The sequence below is a fragment of the Sorangium sp. So ce426 genome (genome assembly GCF_051475585.1).
GTDB lineage: Bacteria > Myxococcota_A > Polyangia > Polyangiales > Polyangiaceae > Sorangium > Sorangium cellulosum_B.
This window is the reverse complement of record NZ_CP150341.1, coordinates 1437769-1452436: the sequence shown is the minus strand read 5'-3', so window position 1 is coordinate 1452436 and position 14668 is coordinate 1437769. Positions and strand designations below refer to the sequence as shown.

The window sequence follows — 14668 nt, the reverse complement described above, 5'->3', positions numbered from 1 at the left end:
AGGGCCTCTCCGACGTGTCACGCGGCGCGCCGCGGCTCCTCTCCTCAGGCGGCGCGCTGCTCGATCACGGCGCGCAGCGCCGAGACGGAGGCGCTGCGCAGGTACACGACGGGGGCGCCATCCGCCGCGAGGCTCTGCATCTGGTCGCGCAGCGCGTGCGAGACCATCGTCACCATGATCACGATGAGCGCGATCCTCCCCACGCCGTGGCGCGCGCCCGGCGGCACGCGGTTCTCGTAATGGCGCAGCGACCAGCCGTGCTTCTCGACCACATCGCGGTAGCGGCTCGACATGCCGCCGCTGCCCCCGATGACCAGCACCGTCTGCTCCTCGCGCTTGCTGTCGACCGCCTGGGAACGCCGCTCCGCCTTCATGCGATCTCCCTGGAGCAAGGCGTAAGCCACGCTGCTCCGGCGGCCATTTCCGCGCAAATGTCGCGGCTCCGGCCTATTCCCCGGCAAAATGTCGTCGAATCATTGAGGCCTCTGTCATCGTGACATCGCGAGCGCGAGGACCCGACGCTGCGCGGCGGTAGCCGCGAGGATCGGGGAATATTCTCCCCCTCGCGGCGGTTCCTGCCGGCGCGCGCGGCCCGGGCGAGGAGACGGATCGCAGGCGCTACCGCGAGCGTCCCGCCAAAGCCTCGAGAGCGCCGCGAGCGCGACCCCTCGGTGCGGAAGGCAATCCCACCGGCACCGAGAGAGCCCGACATGCCGTCCCCGCTGCCCGCGGCCGGGGTGCGCCCGGTGGGCGGGCGCCGGATGCGGCCACGAAGGCGGGAAGTCCTGAATAAAATTCAACAATAGTCCACATTTGACGCCTGCACGGGGGCGCTCTCCGGGCGGATGCCACGGCGTTCCGCCGGCGACGTCGAGCTGTGGTAGGGAGCGGCGTCCCCCCCTGCCCCGCCGTGCCATGATGTCTCCCGCCACGCCGCCCAGCGACCCGCCTCCGCCGCCGCCCGGCACCGTCGAGCGCTGGGCCTGGGATTACGTCCTCTCGACCGACCTCGAGCACAAGCTCTCTCCGCCGCCCGTGCCCTCCCTCTGGGAGTCGGATGCCACGCTGTCGGCGTCGGGCGCCGGGCCGGCCCCGCCGCGGCGCATCGAGCGGCCTGGGCGGCCCGCCGCGCTGCGCATCTCGGAGCGCGCGCAGAAGAGCCCGGGGCCCGAGGCGTTGCGCAACCCGGCGCGCCGCGCGCAGCTCTTCCACGCGTTCCTGCACCACGAGCTCCAGGCGGCGGAGCTCATGGCGTGGGCGCTGCTCGCCTTCCCCGAGACGCCGCGCGCCTTCCGCGGCGGCCTCGTCCGGATCGCGCTCGACGAGGCGCGCCACATGCGGCTCTACGCCGCGTACCTCGCCGCGATCGGCCACCGCTTCGGCGACTTCCCGGTGCGCGACTGGTTCTGGACGCGGGTGCCCGCCGCCGCGTCGCCCGCGCAGTTCGTGGCCGTGATGGGCATGGGCCTCGAGGGGGGCAACCTCGACCACACGGCGCGCTTCGCCGAGCGCTTCCGCGCCATCGGCGACGTCGAGGGCGCCGCGCTCACGGAGCGGGTCTGCGCGGAGGAGATCCCACACGTGCGCTTCGGGGTCCGCTGGTTCCGCCGCTTCACGCAGGCGAGCGGGAGCGCTGGCCAAACGGCGCCTTCCACGTCTGCCGCAGGCGATCCGGCCGCCGCGGGTGAAGCCGCGCCGCGCGGGCCGGATGGCGTCGCGCCGCCGCCCGGTGCGGGCGATTTCGAGGCGTGGGTGCGCCACATCCCGCCGCCCCTCTCGCCGCTGCTCATGCGGGGGGATCCGATGAACCGCCGCGACCGCAGCCGCTCCGGCCTCTCCGAGCCGTTCCTCGACGCGCTGGCCTCATGGACCGAGCGAGCGCCTGGATCCTGAACTTCGACGCCGACGAGGAGCTGGCGCGCCCCGCGGGGTACACCCCGCGCGCCGCGGTCGCCAGCCGGGCGCCCGAGCTCGCCGGCCGCGTCTCGGCCCTGCTGCGCCCCGGCGACGTCGTGCTGAGCCCCGAGCTCCCGTCGCCCCTCGTGCCCCCGGCGCCGCCTGGAACGCCGCTCGTCGGCCGCGCGTGGTGCCCCACGCCCCGCGCCCTTCGCCTCCTTGGCCGCGCCGGCGTCGCGCTCGCGGCGGCACCGCCGCTCGAGGTGCTCCGGCGCGTCAACCACCGGAGGTTCTGCGCGGACCTCGGCCAGACGCTGCCCGGCGCGCGCTACGTCGCCTCTCTGGCCGAGCTCGAGGCCGCGATCGCGGAGCCCACGCCGACGGGCCACTGGCTGCTCAAGCGGCCGTTCGGGTTCGCCGGGCGCGGCCGGCGCCGGGTCGCCCGCGGGGCGCTGCCGCCGGACGCGCGGCCCTGGGCCGTCGCGTCGCTCGATCCCGCGTCGCCGGACAGCGGCCTGCAGGTCGAACCCTGGGTCGAGCGCCGCGGCGACGTCTCGCTGCACGGGCACGTCGCCCGCGGCGGCGCGGTGCGCCTCGGCGATCCGTGCGTCCAGCGCTGCGACGCGAACGGGGCGTACCTCGGGGCCTCCCTGGCCGGCGAGGGCGACCTCGGCGACGGCGAGCGCCGGGGGCTCGTCGAGGCCGCGCTCGCGGCGGGGCAGGCGCTCGCCGGCGCGGGCTATTTCGGGCCGTTCGGGATCGACGCCTTCCGCTGGGAGGACGAGCGCGGCACGCTGCGCTGGAACCCGCGGTGCGAGATCAACGCGCGCTACACGATGGCGTGGGCCATCGGCATGGGCAGCGCGCGGCCTGATCTGGAGTGACCAAGGCCCTGAGGCGTCCGCTACCAAAGCAAGACGTCAGCCCTCACTGCTCGGCTCCCGAAGCGGCGGCATGCTCGCCAACATGCACCTGATGGCGGGCAGCGTCGGGGCATCGTTCAAGCGCAGCGCCCTCCAGAGCTGCTCTCTTCCGCGCGCCAGATGCTCCTGGATCGTGCTCGGGATCTGACCGAGCTCGGCCGCGATCTCCTCCGCGGTGAGCCCCAGAGCGACGTTCACCACGGCGTCGCACAGCGCAGGATCGATCCGTTCCAGGTGGCGGAGGCCGAGCCGCGCCGCCACCTGCCCAAACGGTGACGGCATAGGGTCATCGATCGCCGAATGTGCATACGAATCGCGGCCTTTCTCCCACCGATTCTGGAACTTCCTGTAGTGCGCCGTATGGTGCCACACGACCACATCCAGCCAGCGTCTCGTCGCCTGCTTCATCGACAGGTGCTCGCGCGCGGGGACCCCTCCCGCCTCGACTGTCCTCCATACGGAGAGCAGGATATCCTGCATCACGTCGTCTCGGTCACACGCTGGAACCTGGAGCCGGCGCAGCCTGTCCCTGATCATGGCACTTTGCTGCACGATGGCATCGAATGTAACGCGCGCCTCGGGACGCACGCCCACGTCCACCGCATCCGAAGCCCGGCGGCGCTCACCCATGGCTCCCTACTCCCGGAAGTGTCGTGTTCAGCGGAGAGCGCTCTGCTTCCTCCCAATCCGGCGCGTCGGTGGAGCTCGCCCCCGCTTCGTCACGCTGTAACGGGCACGGAGGCGGCGGCACCGAGCTCGGCGCCGGAGACGACGCCGGAAGCGCCGAGCTCTCGCGCCTGGTGATGGGCTCGACGACCTGGATGACCACGGTCTCCTCTGCGTCCGTCCGGTAGTCGTCGTGCAGCCGCCACAGGCGCTCCCAGTACCGAGCGGGCGTGCCTGTGAAGTGCTCCAGCTGCCGGGCAAGGCCGGGCGTCATGGGAAGGTCGTTCCTTAGCAACTGCTCCACCTCCCTCGGCGATAGCCCCGTGCTCTCGGCCAGCTTTCTCCTCCACGAAGGGTTCGTCGCGCAGAACGACTCGAGGACCCTGCCTGGCCCGGGGATGGGGCGCGCGCGGACGTTCGTCAGCTCTGCGAGCGCCGCATCGACGTGGCAGTCCAGCAGGCGCCGGTATCGGTCCCGCTCCCCTGCAGCCTGATCCCTCGCATCGGTGAGGGCTGCCACCTCGTCATCATGCGCGTGCTCGCGCGCCTCGCGGAGCCCGCGCTCGCGTCCCAGCGCTTCACGCGCGGTGACCGCGAAGCCGATCGCGACGCAGGCTATCATCGCGAGCCCGAGCGGCGAAATGAGCCACATCGCACTGAGCACATCCTCCATCGTAGTCATCGCGTTTCGTTTCCTGGACGTGACCGTTCTTGTCGGGAACAAGGCCGATCGTCGCCTTGTGCTGTCCGAAGACAGCACCAGCGTCACCGCCTGCTTGCCGTGAGAGGACAGCCGAGGGCTCAGCGCAGCTGTCGGAGAAGCGCCTCGCGCTCGGCGGCGAGCAGCCCATCGGGGAACTCCCGCGCGTGGGCGTTCAGCAGCCGGAGCGCCTCGACGTCGGCCATGGCGTCGCCGGCCTCGACAGCCCTCCGGGCCTGGTTGATCAGGCTCCTCTCATGCTCGCTGATGATCGGTCGACCCGCCCTCGCCGGAGACACGGGCCGGCCGTTGGTCCTTGTCGAGGGAGCGGGCGTGCTGCTCGCCGCCGCCTGCACCCGTGCGCTTCCTTGAGCCCTTGGCGACGAGATCTCGTGCGCGATCGACGCGGCGGGCGCCGCGGCGCCATGCGCGCCGTCTCGCGCAGGGGGCGCCACACCATCCTGCGCGGCGGGCGGGGTGACAGGCACGCGGACCGCCGCCGCCCCGAGCCATGATTCCACGTCGGCCAAGGGCGGCACGGAGGAGACGATCGCGCCGGTCAGAAGGACGATCGCGCACTGAACGAAGATCCTCACGCCCAGATGGCGCAGCGAGGCCACCCACGACGCGTGACGGCGGAAACCCAGCGCGAGCGACAGGAAGGCGCGATCGCCCCTTCCCTGCGAGCGCTCCTGCGCCTGCCACCGCTCCCGCTGCACCCGGAGCGCCTTGTGCGCCCGCCAGTGCCGCGTCCTCACCGTGGCCAGCGGGAGTCCCTGCTCGGCGGCGATCTCGGCGAGCGGGACCTCCTGGAGATCATGCTTGATCACCAGATCCCGGTACTTGGGATCGAGCTGGTCTATCAGCTCCCGCGCGAGCTCTTCCTGCTGCCGTCTCCGGAGCAGCTCTTCCGGCGTGGGGCACTCGTCGCGGATCTCGCCCTCATCGAACGACGTCAGCACCTCGCCGCGGCAGCGCGCGTCGCGGACGTGGTTGCGCGCCTGGTTGATGGCGATCGTGACGCGGTACGGGGCCGGGTCTCCCCCCGGTTCGAGCCGCTTGTCGGCCTCCAGCCCCCGCAGCAGCGCTTCCTGGGCGACATCCTCGGCGTTTCGCGCCGGCACCCCGTGGCGCCGCGCGAGGCGCCGGAAGAGCTCGAAGCCGGGGGAGACGGTCGCTGGCTTGTCCACGGTACGCAGCACACGTGAGCCGGTCGAAACGCTTCACGGAAATGATCTGGCGAGCAACTTTGGTCGGACAGTATGCCCCATTGTAGGACAATTGACCACATTCACCCAGACCTGACAGACGGCTAAGCTCATTCCACCAACCGACCGAAAATTCTCACAAAAACGGACCCAATCTGGCGATTTCTGTCGGTTGACGCCAAGAGGACGGCATCACTAGCGTGGCTGGATGCGTTGCATCGCGCATTCGCTCTCCATCTTCCTTGCGCTCGGGGTCGCGACAGGCCTCACGCGCTCGGCCAGCGCGGACGACATTCAGGCGAAGGCGAAACCGAGCGGCAGCTCATCGGTGAAGGACCATGGTCGCCGCGGTCAAAGAGCGCGCAATGCCGGGCTGTGGGTCGAGGCGCACGCCGCCTACAAGGCTGCTTTCGAGGCCGCGGACCCCGCGACAAGCACCGAGCGAGAGCGCGCGGAGCTCGCCGGTGAGCTCGGCCTTTGCGAGGTCGCGCTGCGCAGGTATCGCGACGCGGCCGAGCACCTCTCCAGGAGCCTGGAACAGCGCGAGACGCTGCCGGACGCGCTCCGGCGGCGTTTCGAGGCAGGACAGCGCGAGGCAGCGAAGCACATCGCGACGCTCGTGCTCGGGGTCGATCCGCCCGACGCCGAGGTGCTCATCGACGGCGAGCGCATCGGCGAGATTGCACGGACCTACACGCGCTTCTTCGAGCCGGGCAAACACATGGTGCGGGCCCGCGCGCCGGGCCGTGAGGACGCGCTCCATTCGTTCCTCGCCGTGGCAGGCGCGGAGCACGAGATCACGATGCAGCTGCCCCGCACGGCGGCGAGCAGCGCCAGGGAGACCGCGCCAGGATCACCGAAGGAAGCACCGCAGGCCCTGAGCTCTTCGCCCGCTGTGCGGAGCCGGCCGCACAGCCCCTCGGCATCCTGGCCTGGCCCCCTGCGCATCACCGGTATCGGGTTGACCGTGGCGACAGGCTCGCTCGGCGCGGTCTTCATGGTTCGCGCGATGACCGCCGACGGAGATCTGGACGAGCGGAACGCGAAGCTCGACGCCGCCGGCGTTTCTCAAGGGGTGTGTCGGGAAGCGACGAGACCCTCCGCGTGCTCCGACCTGAAGGGTCTCCGACAAGAGCGAGATCTCTTCGCCGGGCTCGGCACGGCGATGGTGGTGACGAGCGGTGTCGTGGGCGCTGCGACCCTGGCTTCGTTCTTCACGGACTTCTCTTTTCTACAGGCTGAACCGACCAGAGCTCGACTCGCGCTGGTGCCGACAGTCACGCCGACACAGGCCGGTCTCGTGGCGTACGGCGCGTGGTGATCAGGATCTACGAAATGCCTCTTCTCGAACGGCGACGAATGCGGCGGCTTTTCACCATGGGCATCCTCTCCACGGCCGGCGCGAGCGCCCTCTCCGGGTGCACTTACGACGATAGCTGCTACGACGAACGCCTCTGCCTCACACCACCGAAGGCGCTCTGTGACGGCGATCCCGCCAAGGCGACGGCGCTCGACGAATGCGGGGTGTTCGTCAGCGAGCAGGGTGACGACACCAGCGCCGGCACGAAGGATGCGCCGGTGAAGACCTTGCAGCATGCGATCGGCCTCGCCGCACACGGGCGAGGCCGCGGCGAGCCGCCGACCCGGCGCGTGTACGCGTGCGGCGGGTCGTTCGAGGAGAAGATCGCGCTGCCCTCGGGGGTCGACCTCTGGGGCGGGCGTCTCTGCGATGACGGCGACGATTGGTCGTACGAGGGGTCGTTCGGCGGGCCGGATCACCCGACGATCATCGCTCCGCCAGCGGGGATCCCGCTGCGGGTGATCACGGGAGAAGAAGACGACACGACGTCGATGGTCTTCGGCGTGCGCGTCAAGGCGGCGGATGCGTCCGCGGACGATGGCAAGTCGTCCATCGCGATGATCCTGAGCGCCGGGGCCAGGGCGATCGTGCGGGAGAGCGACATCCTCGCGGGCGACGGCAAGAACGGAGAGCCGGGCGAGGACGCGCCGAGCTTCCGTGCGAGCTCCGGCGTGGTGGGGAACAACGGCGCGGACGCCTGCACCGCGGACGCGGCGCCGGGCGCCCTTCCGGTCGTGACCGTGTGCGACGATGGCGTCGAGTCGAGGGGTGGCTACGGGGGCGACGGCGGCCTCGATACGGGCGGCGATGGTGTTTCAGGGCTGCCGGAGGCGGTCGGCAATCCGCCCAACCTCGGCCGGGGCGGCTCAGGCGCGTTCGACATGCCGTGCACGGCGGGGGAGGAAGGAGCCGTCGGCGCCGATGCACAGCGCGCTGCCGGAGCGACGAGCCCTGGCCTCCTGGGCGTCGACGGATGGGTCGGCGTCCGCGGGGAGGACGGGAAGAGGGGCGGCGTCGGTCAGGGCGGCGGCGGGGGTGGCGGCGGCAGAGGGCGCGACGACAACAACGCATGTCCGACCGGTCGGCCCCAGGGCGGTGCGGCCGGCGGATCGGGGGGCAGCGGCGGCTGTGGGGGCAAAGGGGGCCAGGGGGGCGACTACGGCGGCGCGAGCATCGCGATCGTGGCGCTGCAGGGGAGCGCCATCACGGTCGAGGCCGGCAGCAAGGTCCTCGGGGGCAAGGGCGGCGATGGCGGGGTCGGCGGAACGGGCCAGTGGGGAGGCTTGGGCGTTGCCGGCGGCAATGGTGGACGCGCCTTTCAGATCGAGGCGTCGCGAGGGTGCCGCGGCGGCTTTGGCGGACGCGGCGGACGCGGCGGCGATGCCGGCGGCGGTCTCGGGGGCCACTCGCTCGGCATCGGCTCCGTGGGCGCCTCCGTCGCCATCGTGGAGAAGGCGACGGTCTTGCCGGGAGAAGCCGGCAAGGGAGGGCTCGGCGGCAATGCAGCCCAGGAAAGCAACGCCGGCCAGGCGAACGATGGGACTGCGCTGTTCTGGTTCAGGTTCGACGAGCAGGATCCGGAACCGCCTCGATGAACCGCCCTGTGTTGGCGGCGCGACTCAGGACACACACATGAGAAAGATCACCGCTGCAATCTTCGTCTTCCTGTTGTCGCCGTGGGCCGCCGGCTGCGGAACCGTGCCCGACGTGAACGATCCTGGCGTGACGCCTTGCGAAGGCACCTCGTGCGAGGACGAGCCGCCCCCGGAGTCGGTCTGCGTCGAGCACGTCGCCGCTGATATCCTCGACGACGGCTGCGGCGTGTTCGTCGCCGGAGCCTACGGCTTTGGCGACGACGGGAACCCCGGCACGAAGGCAAAGCCGGTGTTCACCGTCGAGCACGCCGTCGAGCTCGCGCGCACGAGACGAGGGCGCGTGTTCATCTGCAACGACGGATTCGTGGTGAGTCAGATCAGGGTGCCCTCCGGCGTGGATCTCCTCGGGGGCTTCGACTGCCGGAAATGGGTCCGCAGCGATCTACCCAAACGGTCCTCGTTTTATCACGAGCGGATCCGCGGTCCCATGGTGATCGTCGAACCCTCGACCCCCGAGGACAAGGGGGCCGCTGACGGGGTATCGACGCTCGCCGACCTCTATGTCCAGAGCTGGGGACCGGTCGGCGTGCTCGCTCAGTCGAACACGGTGGTGGAGATCCTGCGGAGCGAGATCTTCGCCAACGGAGGAGAGGGAGGCATCGATGGCGAGCCGTGGCCGACCAAGCAACCGGCCGCACCGGATGGCAACTTCGGTGGGGACGCGTGCTCGGCGGCCGTCGTCGCAGGCGGCGCTGCGGCCGTGAACCGGTGCGAGAACGGGCTCACGAGCGTTGGCGGCAAGGGAGGAGATGGGCTGCCCGACAGCGCCGAGGATGGCGGCGGCGGGGAGCCCGTCTACACTTCGCCCTCGCACGGCGGTATCGGGGAGCGGGACAACATGCGTTGCTCCAACGGATCCGCTGGGGGCCCGGGGGCTCCGGGAACACAGGGCGCACCGGGCACGGGCCTCGGGCGCCTCACCGACACAGGATGGGAGGGTGACACGGGGGGCGAGGGCACCTGGGGCACGCCGGGCCAGGGCGGCGGGGGCGGTGGCGGTCGCTGGGGTGGGATCGCCCTGTGCGGCGTCGCCTCCAAGGGAGGCCCAGGCGGAGGCTCGGGCGGGGCGGGCGGTTGCGGAGGCCGCGGGGGCCGCGGGGGAGCGAACGGGCAGCCGTCCATCGGCGTCCTCGCTGTTCACGCCCGGGTGACGGTGCGCGACACCAAGATCACGACATCCCGCGCCGGCTCGGGCGGCGACGGCGGGCCTCCCCAGAAAGGCGGCTGGGGCGGCCGAGGCGTGCATGGCGGAGCGGTAGGGGATGGCTTCTACTCCTGTCTCGGCGGCCAGGGCGGCGATGGTGGGCCCGGCGGCTACGGCGGCCCGGGGCGCGGCGGCGACTCCATCGGCGTCGCCTACCTCGACGAGGACCAGCTCACGCTCGAGAACGTCACCATCGAGACTGGACCGCCGGGCCCAGGTGGCACCAGCTGGAACTACGATGCCACGACAACGATGGGGCAAAGTGGTGAGGCCCACCTGACGCTTCGCTTCCCCGAATAGCCGAAGGCACGTCCTGGGAGAACGGCACGGACCTCCACGAGGCCGCAGCCGCGTCGTGGCACGGCTCCGGCGCCACCACGCCGCGCACCACCGGCCGTCGTTGATGCGACAGTGGAACTTCAACGTCACCTTCCCGCTCTGGGATCTGGTTCGCGAAACCTATTACCGCGGCGACGCCACGGACGCGACGACCCGGGATGTGCGCTCCAGATCAGCGCTCGAGCGTCTCGAACGGTGATGTCAGCGCCCGGGAACCGCCGGGCGGATCCGGCGGCCGCGCAGCTCGAGCCCCCCGTTCGGCCAGCTCTTCTCGCTCGTTCCGAGAGAGAGCGATGACACCGTGGAGGCCTCCCTGGTCCGCGGTAGGGGCAAGGCCGCCGATCGGCTCAGCATCCAGGATGCTCTGATCGAAGCGCCGCGCCCCCGCCGACACAGACTTGTTGCACACTGGCCCGTCCAGCTCCTTTACGTTCCCGCCTGCCGAACGGCGCGGGCCATCGAGGATTGTCCGATGGCCACGTGAGAGGAGGGAGCGGCATGGATCTTCCACCGTGCATAGAGATGCGACGTGCCGTGAAGCATCGGGCGGTGCAACGGGGCACCAGCGCGACGACGAGCGTGGGCATCGGGGCGTTCGGCGCGCTCGTGGCGCTCGTGGCGGCGTGCGGGGACGGCGGCGACGACGGAACGGGCGCGGCCCGAGGGCCCTGCGGCGGCGCGTTCTGCGCCGCGGATCAGTACTGCAACTACCCGCCAGGCGACTGCGGAGAGGGCGGCGTCGTCCCGGGAAATTACGGCATCTGCCAGGAGCGGCCCACGTCGTGCGACACCGCCACGCCGCGCGAGATCTGCGCCTGCGATGGGCGCTCCTACGCCAACGCCTGCGAGGCCGCGCGGGCCGGCGTGAGCGTCGGCAACGGCGAGGAGTGCGCGGGCGCAGCGCCGCCGGGGACGTTCGCCTGCGGAAGCTACTTCTGCCGATCGGACGGCGAGTACTGCCAGACCATCGAGGATCAACACGACGAGCTGTTCCGGCTTCCGCCGCAGAGCTCCTGCAAAGCGGTCGCCGTCGCCTGCGCGCCGGAGCCCTCCTGCGCCTGCCTGATCGACGTGGTCAAGCCGGCTGGCAGCAGCGACAAAAGGGAGTGCACCACCGCGCCGACCTGCACGCAGGACGCATCCGGCAATTTCGCCCTCCGGTGCGCCGGCGATCTCTACTGAGCTGCCATCGCGAGCGGCGGGATCTGCTGAGCCCGCGAGGCGCGGCACCAGGCAAACGCTCGGTCGAGTGTACCAAAAATGAACACGATCTCCATGGAATTGTATGAATCAGAGGAATAGCGCTTCCACGAATCTGCCCGTGCCTCGCTCACACCTACGTTCGAGATCAGGAGAAAGGGTAGACAGACTCATGCAGACATCACGCACGCGAGAGGACGCAGGCACACCCGAACACCGAGAGACGAGCTGGTCGAGACGATCGAAGGGCGCCCTCTGCGCCGCCCTGCCGGCGCTCGCGGTCATCCATGCCTGCGGCGCAAATGACGAGTACATCGAGGAGGTCCTGGAGACGCGGCAGACGCTGACCACCGTCTCCTTCCAGCAGGGATCGCTCCCGAGCTCGTCGTACGCCGGCTCGACCGACGCGACCCTCCGGCAGGCCGCCGCCACCACGAACCACGGCGGAGCCACCACGTGCGAGGCCGACGGCGACGACGGCTCGGGCGTGGACAAATCTTGCCTGCTGAAATGGACCCTCTCCGGCATCCCCGCGGGGAGCATCGTCCAGTCGGCGTCGATCACCCTCCAGGTCACGGACGGCTCCGCGAACACGTACAGCGTCTACGAGGTGAAGCGCTCGTGGAGCGAGTCCCAGGTCACCTGGAACAACGCGACGTCCACGACGGCGTGGGCCACCGCGGGCGCGATGGGCTCGACCGATCGCGGAAGCCTCGTGGGCAGCGTCACCGGCAGCGCCGGCGCCAGGACGATCACGCTGAACGCGGCCGGCGTGGCGCTCGTCCAGGCGTGGGTCGACGGGACCCCCAACGAAGGCCTCCTCATCGCGAGCGCGTCGAACACCGATGGCATCGACTTCGCGTCCTCGGAGCACGCCACGGCGGCGCAGCGGCCCAAGCTCACGATCACGTATGGCGCGCCCGGCGGCGGCGCGGGCACGCCGACCGATCCCGATCTCCTGATCGCCTTCATCGGCGATCAGGGCGCGAACGGCAACTCGGACGCGGTGCTCAACCTGATCAAGGACGAGGGCGCCGCGGCCACCATCCACAACGGTGACTTCGACTATGCGAACAACCCGACCGCGTGGGACAACCGGATCAACGGCATCCTCGGCGCGAACTATCCTTACTTCGCGATCATCGGCAACCACGACGCCGCGGCCTGGGGCGGCACGAGCGGCTACGCCAGCAAGATCCAGGCTCGTCACGCGGCCGTGCCGTCGATGAACTGCACCGGCGAGCTCGGCGTCAAGGCGACGTGCAACTTCCGCGGGCTGCACATCGTCCAGTCCTGCGTCGGGACGAGCGAGCTCCGGTCGACCTGCGCCGCCAACGCGGCCGACCAGGTGGACTTCATCCGCGACTCGCTCGCCGCCGACAGCTCGATCTGGTCCATATGCAACTGGCACAAGAACCAGAACGACATGCAGGTCGGCACCAAGGGCAACGAGGTCGGCTGGAGCGCGTACCAGGAGTGCATGAACGCCGGCGCCATCGTCTCGACCGGCCACGAGCACTCCTACTCGCGCACGCTGACCTTGACCGACGTCGGCAACGCCGCGACCGGCCACGGCAAGACCGGCGCCTACGACCTCGTGGAGCTCGGCCCGAGCCGCAACTTCGTGTTCGTCTCCGGCCTCGCCGGCGTCGGCATCCGCGACTACGACGCGGCCAGCCACGACGACGACACGTGGTGGGCCTCCTACTACGCCGACAACAAGTGGAAGAAGAACAACGTGGTCATGTCGGGCACCGCCGCCTATGGCGCCCTGTTCATTCGCTTCCACGTCGGCGGGGATCCGAAGCGCGCGACGGCGTACTTCAAGGACGTGAACGGCCGCCTCGCGGACGAGTTCACGATCCAGGTCCAGTAAACCCGGGCGGACTCCGGCGGACCTGCGGGATCCGTGGGCTTCTCCTCCGGAACGGCGCGTCAAGAGGGCGGGCGCAGGGTCACGGTATTGTTCGATGTGGATTCCAATTTCGGGATCGCGGCTCGCCTCGCGCCGGTTCATTTGAGTTGACACGGACAATGTGAACGTTCACAGTCCCGTCTCGGGGCGTTTTTCCGCTTTGTCCCGGGTAGTCGTCGTGCGCAGCGGACTCTTGGTCCCTTGTATCGGGATCGATCTCTGCGCCGGCTCCGCTCGGGTGTCGTGAACGCACGTCATGGCGCGATCGCGGGGGCTCGCCCGCGCTGGGCTCGCTCAGGTGGAGCCGACCCAGGTGAGACAATCCTGGCGGAGGGAACAGCATGGCGATAGGTAGGACGAGATCGTGGTTCGGAGTGACGATGACGGCGTGCCTCGCCGGCGCGTGCGGCGGCGCGCAGACCGTCGACACGCCCCCTGCGGCAGCGCCGCCTGCGCCGCCTGCGGTCCCCGCGGCGGACGCCGCTCCGGCGGCCCCGGCCGCCAGACCCGAGCCACCTGGTGGTGAAGCCGTGAACGCAAAGCCCGCTCCCGTCTCCAAGGCGCCCTTCGGCAACGCCGATGGCAAAGAGGTGATCCTCTACACGCTCACGAACGCGAACGGCCTGGTCGCGAAGGTGATGACCTACGGCGCGACGGTGACCGAGCTCCACGTCCCCGACAAGACAGGGAAGATGGACGACATCGTCCTCGGCCACGACAACCTCGACGGCTACCTGAAGAGCAGCCCCTACTTCGGGGCGACGGTCGGCCGCGTGGCCAATCGCATCAAGAACGCGCAGTTCCAGCTCGATGGCAAGACGTACAAGCTCGCCGCGAACAACGGCGCCCACACGCTGCACGGCGGCAAGAAAGGCTGGGACAAGGTCGTCTGGGACGCGGAAGCGACCGAGACGCCGGACGGCCCGTCCGTCAAGCTCACATACGTATCGAAGGACGGGGAAGAAGGATACCCCGGCACGGTCAGCGCGACCACGACCTACACGCTCACCAACAAGAACGAGCTCAGGGTCGAGATGTCGGCCACGACCGACAAGACGACGATCGTCAACATGGCCCACCACGGCTACTGGAACCTGGGAGGGCACGGCTCGGGCTCCGTCGCCGACCAGGAGCTGACGCTGCACGCCGACAGCTACACCCCGCCGGACGCCACCGACATCCCCTCGGGCCAGATCAAGCCGGTGAAGGGGACGCCGCTCGATTTCACCGCCGCCAAGCCGATCGGCAGGGACCTGAAAGCCATGGGCGGCAAGCCGGTCGGATACGACCACAACCTCATCGTCAGCGGCGACCCGCACAAGCTCCGCGAGGCGGCTCGGATCAAGGATCCGAAGACCGGTCGGGTGCTGACGATCGAGGCCGATCAGCCGGGGATCCAGTTCTATACAGGCAACTACCTCGACGGGTCGATCAAGGGCAAGGGCGGCGCGGTCTACGGCCAGTACAGCGGCTTGTGCCTCGAGCCGCAGAAGTTCCCGAACTCGATCAACGTCCCGGCCTGGAAGAACGAGGTCATCCTCAAGGCCGGCCAGCGCTACGCGCAGACGGCCGTCTTCCGGTTCACCACCGAGTAGCTCATCG

At 70.2% G+C, this 14668-nt stretch carries 14 protein-coding genes; 10 read left to right on the top strand and 4 right to left on the bottom strand.

Annotated features, from left to right (window positions below):
- Positions 1 to 44: 44 nt before the first annotated feature.
- Positions 45 to 374 carry a DUF2325 domain-containing protein gene (locus tag WMF44_RS05360; protein WP_437298040.1) on the bottom strand — a complete coding sequence of 110 codons (330 nt, stop codon included), beginning with the start codon at positions 372 to 374 and terminating at the stop codon, positions 45 to 47.
- Positions 375 to 915: 541 nt separating this feature from the next.
- Between WMF44_RS05360 and WMF44_RS05355 the strand changes: the two genes are divergently transcribed.
- Entirely contained in the window at positions 916 to 1893 is a 978-nt protein-coding gene (locus WMF44_RS05355) for a ferritin-like domain-containing protein (RefSeq protein ID WP_437298039.1), read from the top strand.
- On the top strand, positions 1866 to 2780 hold the full coding sequence (locus tag WMF44_RS05350; protein ID WP_437298038.1) for a hypothetical protein: 915 nt from the start codon (positions 1866 to 1868) through the stop codon (positions 2778 to 2780). Before WMF44_RS05355 ends, WMF44_RS05350 begins: the two co-directional genes overlap by 28 nt.
- 36 nt (positions 2781 to 2816) lie before the next feature.
- On the opposite strand, the gene WMF44_RS05345 is transcribed toward WMF44_RS05350, so the two are convergent.
- A complete protein-coding gene (locus WMF44_RS05345; protein WP_437298037.1) occupies positions 2817 to 3449 on the bottom strand; it encodes an RNA polymerase sigma factor in 633 nt (210 codons plus the stop codon).
- On the bottom strand, positions 3442 to 4137 hold the full coding sequence (locus WMF44_RS05340; RefSeq protein WP_437298036.1) for a helix-turn-helix transcriptional regulator: 696 nt from the start codon (positions 4135 to 4137) through the stop codon (positions 3442 to 3444). The genes WMF44_RS05345 and WMF44_RS05340 overlap by 8 nt, the downstream gene beginning before the upstream one ends.
- Here WMF44_RS05340 and WMF44_RS05335 point away from each other — a divergent pair.
- Positions 4127 to 4270 (top strand): hypothetical protein, encoded by a 144-nt coding sequence (locus WMF44_RS05335; RefSeq protein ID WP_437298035.1) that lies wholly within the window; start codon positions 4127 to 4129, stop codon positions 4268 to 4270. The genes WMF44_RS05340 and WMF44_RS05335 overlap by 11 nt on opposite strands.
- Positions 4271 to 4286: 16 nt before the next feature.
- On the opposite strand, the gene WMF44_RS05330 is transcribed toward WMF44_RS05335, so the two are convergent.
- Positions 4287 to 5375: an RNA polymerase sigma factor gene (locus WMF44_RS05330; protein ID WP_437298034.1), complete on the bottom strand. Its 1089-nt coding sequence runs from the start codon at positions 5373 to 5375 to the stop codon at positions 4287 to 4289.
- A 226-nt stretch (positions 5376 to 5601) separates the two neighbouring features.
- Between WMF44_RS05330 and WMF44_RS05325 the strand changes: the two genes are divergently transcribed.
- The 7 genes from WMF44_RS05325 to WMF44_RS05295 all read left to right on the top strand — a co-directional run bounded on the left by WMF44_RS05325 (position 5602) and on the right by WMF44_RS05295 (position 14661).
- Positions 5602 to 6714, top strand: a complete 1113-nt coding sequence (locus tag WMF44_RS05325; protein ID WP_437298033.1) for a hypothetical protein — start codon at positions 5602 to 5604, stop codon at positions 6712 to 6714.
- A 56-nt stretch (positions 6715 to 6770) separates the two neighbouring features.
- Positions 6771 to 8348, top strand: coding sequence for a hypothetical protein (locus tag WMF44_RS05320; RefSeq protein WP_437298032.1), 1578 nt, complete (start codon positions 6771 to 6773; stop codon positions 8346 to 8348).
- Positions 8349 to 8385: 37 nt separating this feature from the next.
- The gene (locus WMF44_RS05315) at positions 8386 to 9912 is read left to right on the top strand and encodes a hypothetical protein (RefSeq protein WP_437298031.1); all 1527 of its coding nucleotides are present in this window, start codon (positions 8386 to 8388) and stop codon (positions 9910 to 9912) included.
- 55 nt (positions 9913 to 9967) lie between these two features.
- Positions 9968 to 10150 carry a hypothetical protein gene (locus WMF44_RS05310; RefSeq protein WP_437298030.1) on the top strand — a complete coding sequence of 61 codons (183 nt, stop codon included), beginning with the start codon at positions 9968 to 9970 and terminating at the stop codon, positions 10148 to 10150.
- A gap of 350 nt (positions 10151 to 10500) precedes the next feature.
- Positions 10501 to 11133 (top strand): hypothetical protein, encoded by a 633-nt coding sequence (locus WMF44_RS05305; protein ID WP_437298029.1) that lies wholly within the window; start codon positions 10501 to 10503, stop codon positions 11131 to 11133.
- Positions 11134 to 11323: 190 nt separating this feature from the next.
- Positions 11324 to 13027 (top strand): DNRLRE domain-containing protein, encoded by a 1704-nt coding sequence (locus tag WMF44_RS05300; protein ID WP_437298028.1) that lies wholly within the window; start codon positions 11324 to 11326, stop codon positions 13025 to 13027.
- A gap of 419 nt (positions 13028 to 13446) precedes the next feature.
- Positions 13447 to 14661, top strand: a complete 1215-nt coding sequence (locus tag WMF44_RS05295; RefSeq protein ID WP_437298027.1) for an aldose epimerase family protein — start codon at positions 13447 to 13449, stop codon at positions 14659 to 14661.
- Positions 14662 to 14668: the final 7 nt, after the last annotated feature.

What these genes read in the sequence shown, in the direction of transcription:
- WMF44_RS05360 (WP_437298040.1), bottom strand. Translation starts at nt 374, where the DNA reads ATGAAGGCGGAGCGGCGTTCCCAGGCGGTCGACAGCAAGCGCGAGGAG.
- WMF44_RS05355 (WP_437298039.1), top strand. Translation starts at nt 916, where the DNA reads ATGATGTCTCCCGCCACGCCGCCCAGCGACCCGCCTCCGCCGCCGCCC.
- WMF44_RS05350 (WP_437298038.1), top strand. Translation starts at nt 1,866, where the DNA reads ATGGACCGAGCGAGCGCCTGGATCCTGAACTTCGACGCCGACGAGGAG.
- WMF44_RS05345 (WP_437298037.1), bottom strand. Translation starts at nt 3,449, where the DNA reads ATGGGTGAGCGCCGCCGGGCTTCGGATGCGGTGGACGTGGGCGTGCGT.
- WMF44_RS05335 (WP_437298035.1), top strand. Translation starts at nt 4,127, where the DNA reads ATGAGCCACATCGCACTGAGCACATCCTCCATCGTAGTCATCGCGTTT.
- WMF44_RS05340 (WP_437298036.1), bottom strand. Translation starts at nt 4,137, where the DNA reads ATGTGGCTCATTTCGCCGCTCGGGCTCGCGATGATAGCCTGCGTCGCG.
- WMF44_RS05325 (WP_437298033.1), top strand. Translation starts at nt 5,602, where the DNA reads ATGCGTTGCATCGCGCATTCGCTCTCCATCTTCCTTGCGCTCGGGGTC.
- WMF44_RS05320 (WP_437298032.1), top strand. Translation starts at nt 6,771, where the DNA reads ATGGGCATCCTCTCCACGGCCGGCGCGAGCGCCCTCTCCGGGTGCACT.
- WMF44_RS05315 (WP_437298031.1), top strand. Translation starts at nt 8,386, where the DNA reads ATGAGAAAGATCACCGCTGCAATCTTCGTCTTCCTGTTGTCGCCGTGG.
- WMF44_RS05300 (WP_437298028.1), top strand. Translation starts at nt 11,324, where the DNA reads ATGCAGACATCACGCACGCGAGAGGACGCAGGCACACCCGAACACCGA.
- WMF44_RS05295 (WP_437298027.1), top strand. Translation starts at nt 13,447, where the DNA reads ATGACGGCGTGCCTCGCCGGCGCGTGCGGCGGCGCGCAGACCGTCGAC.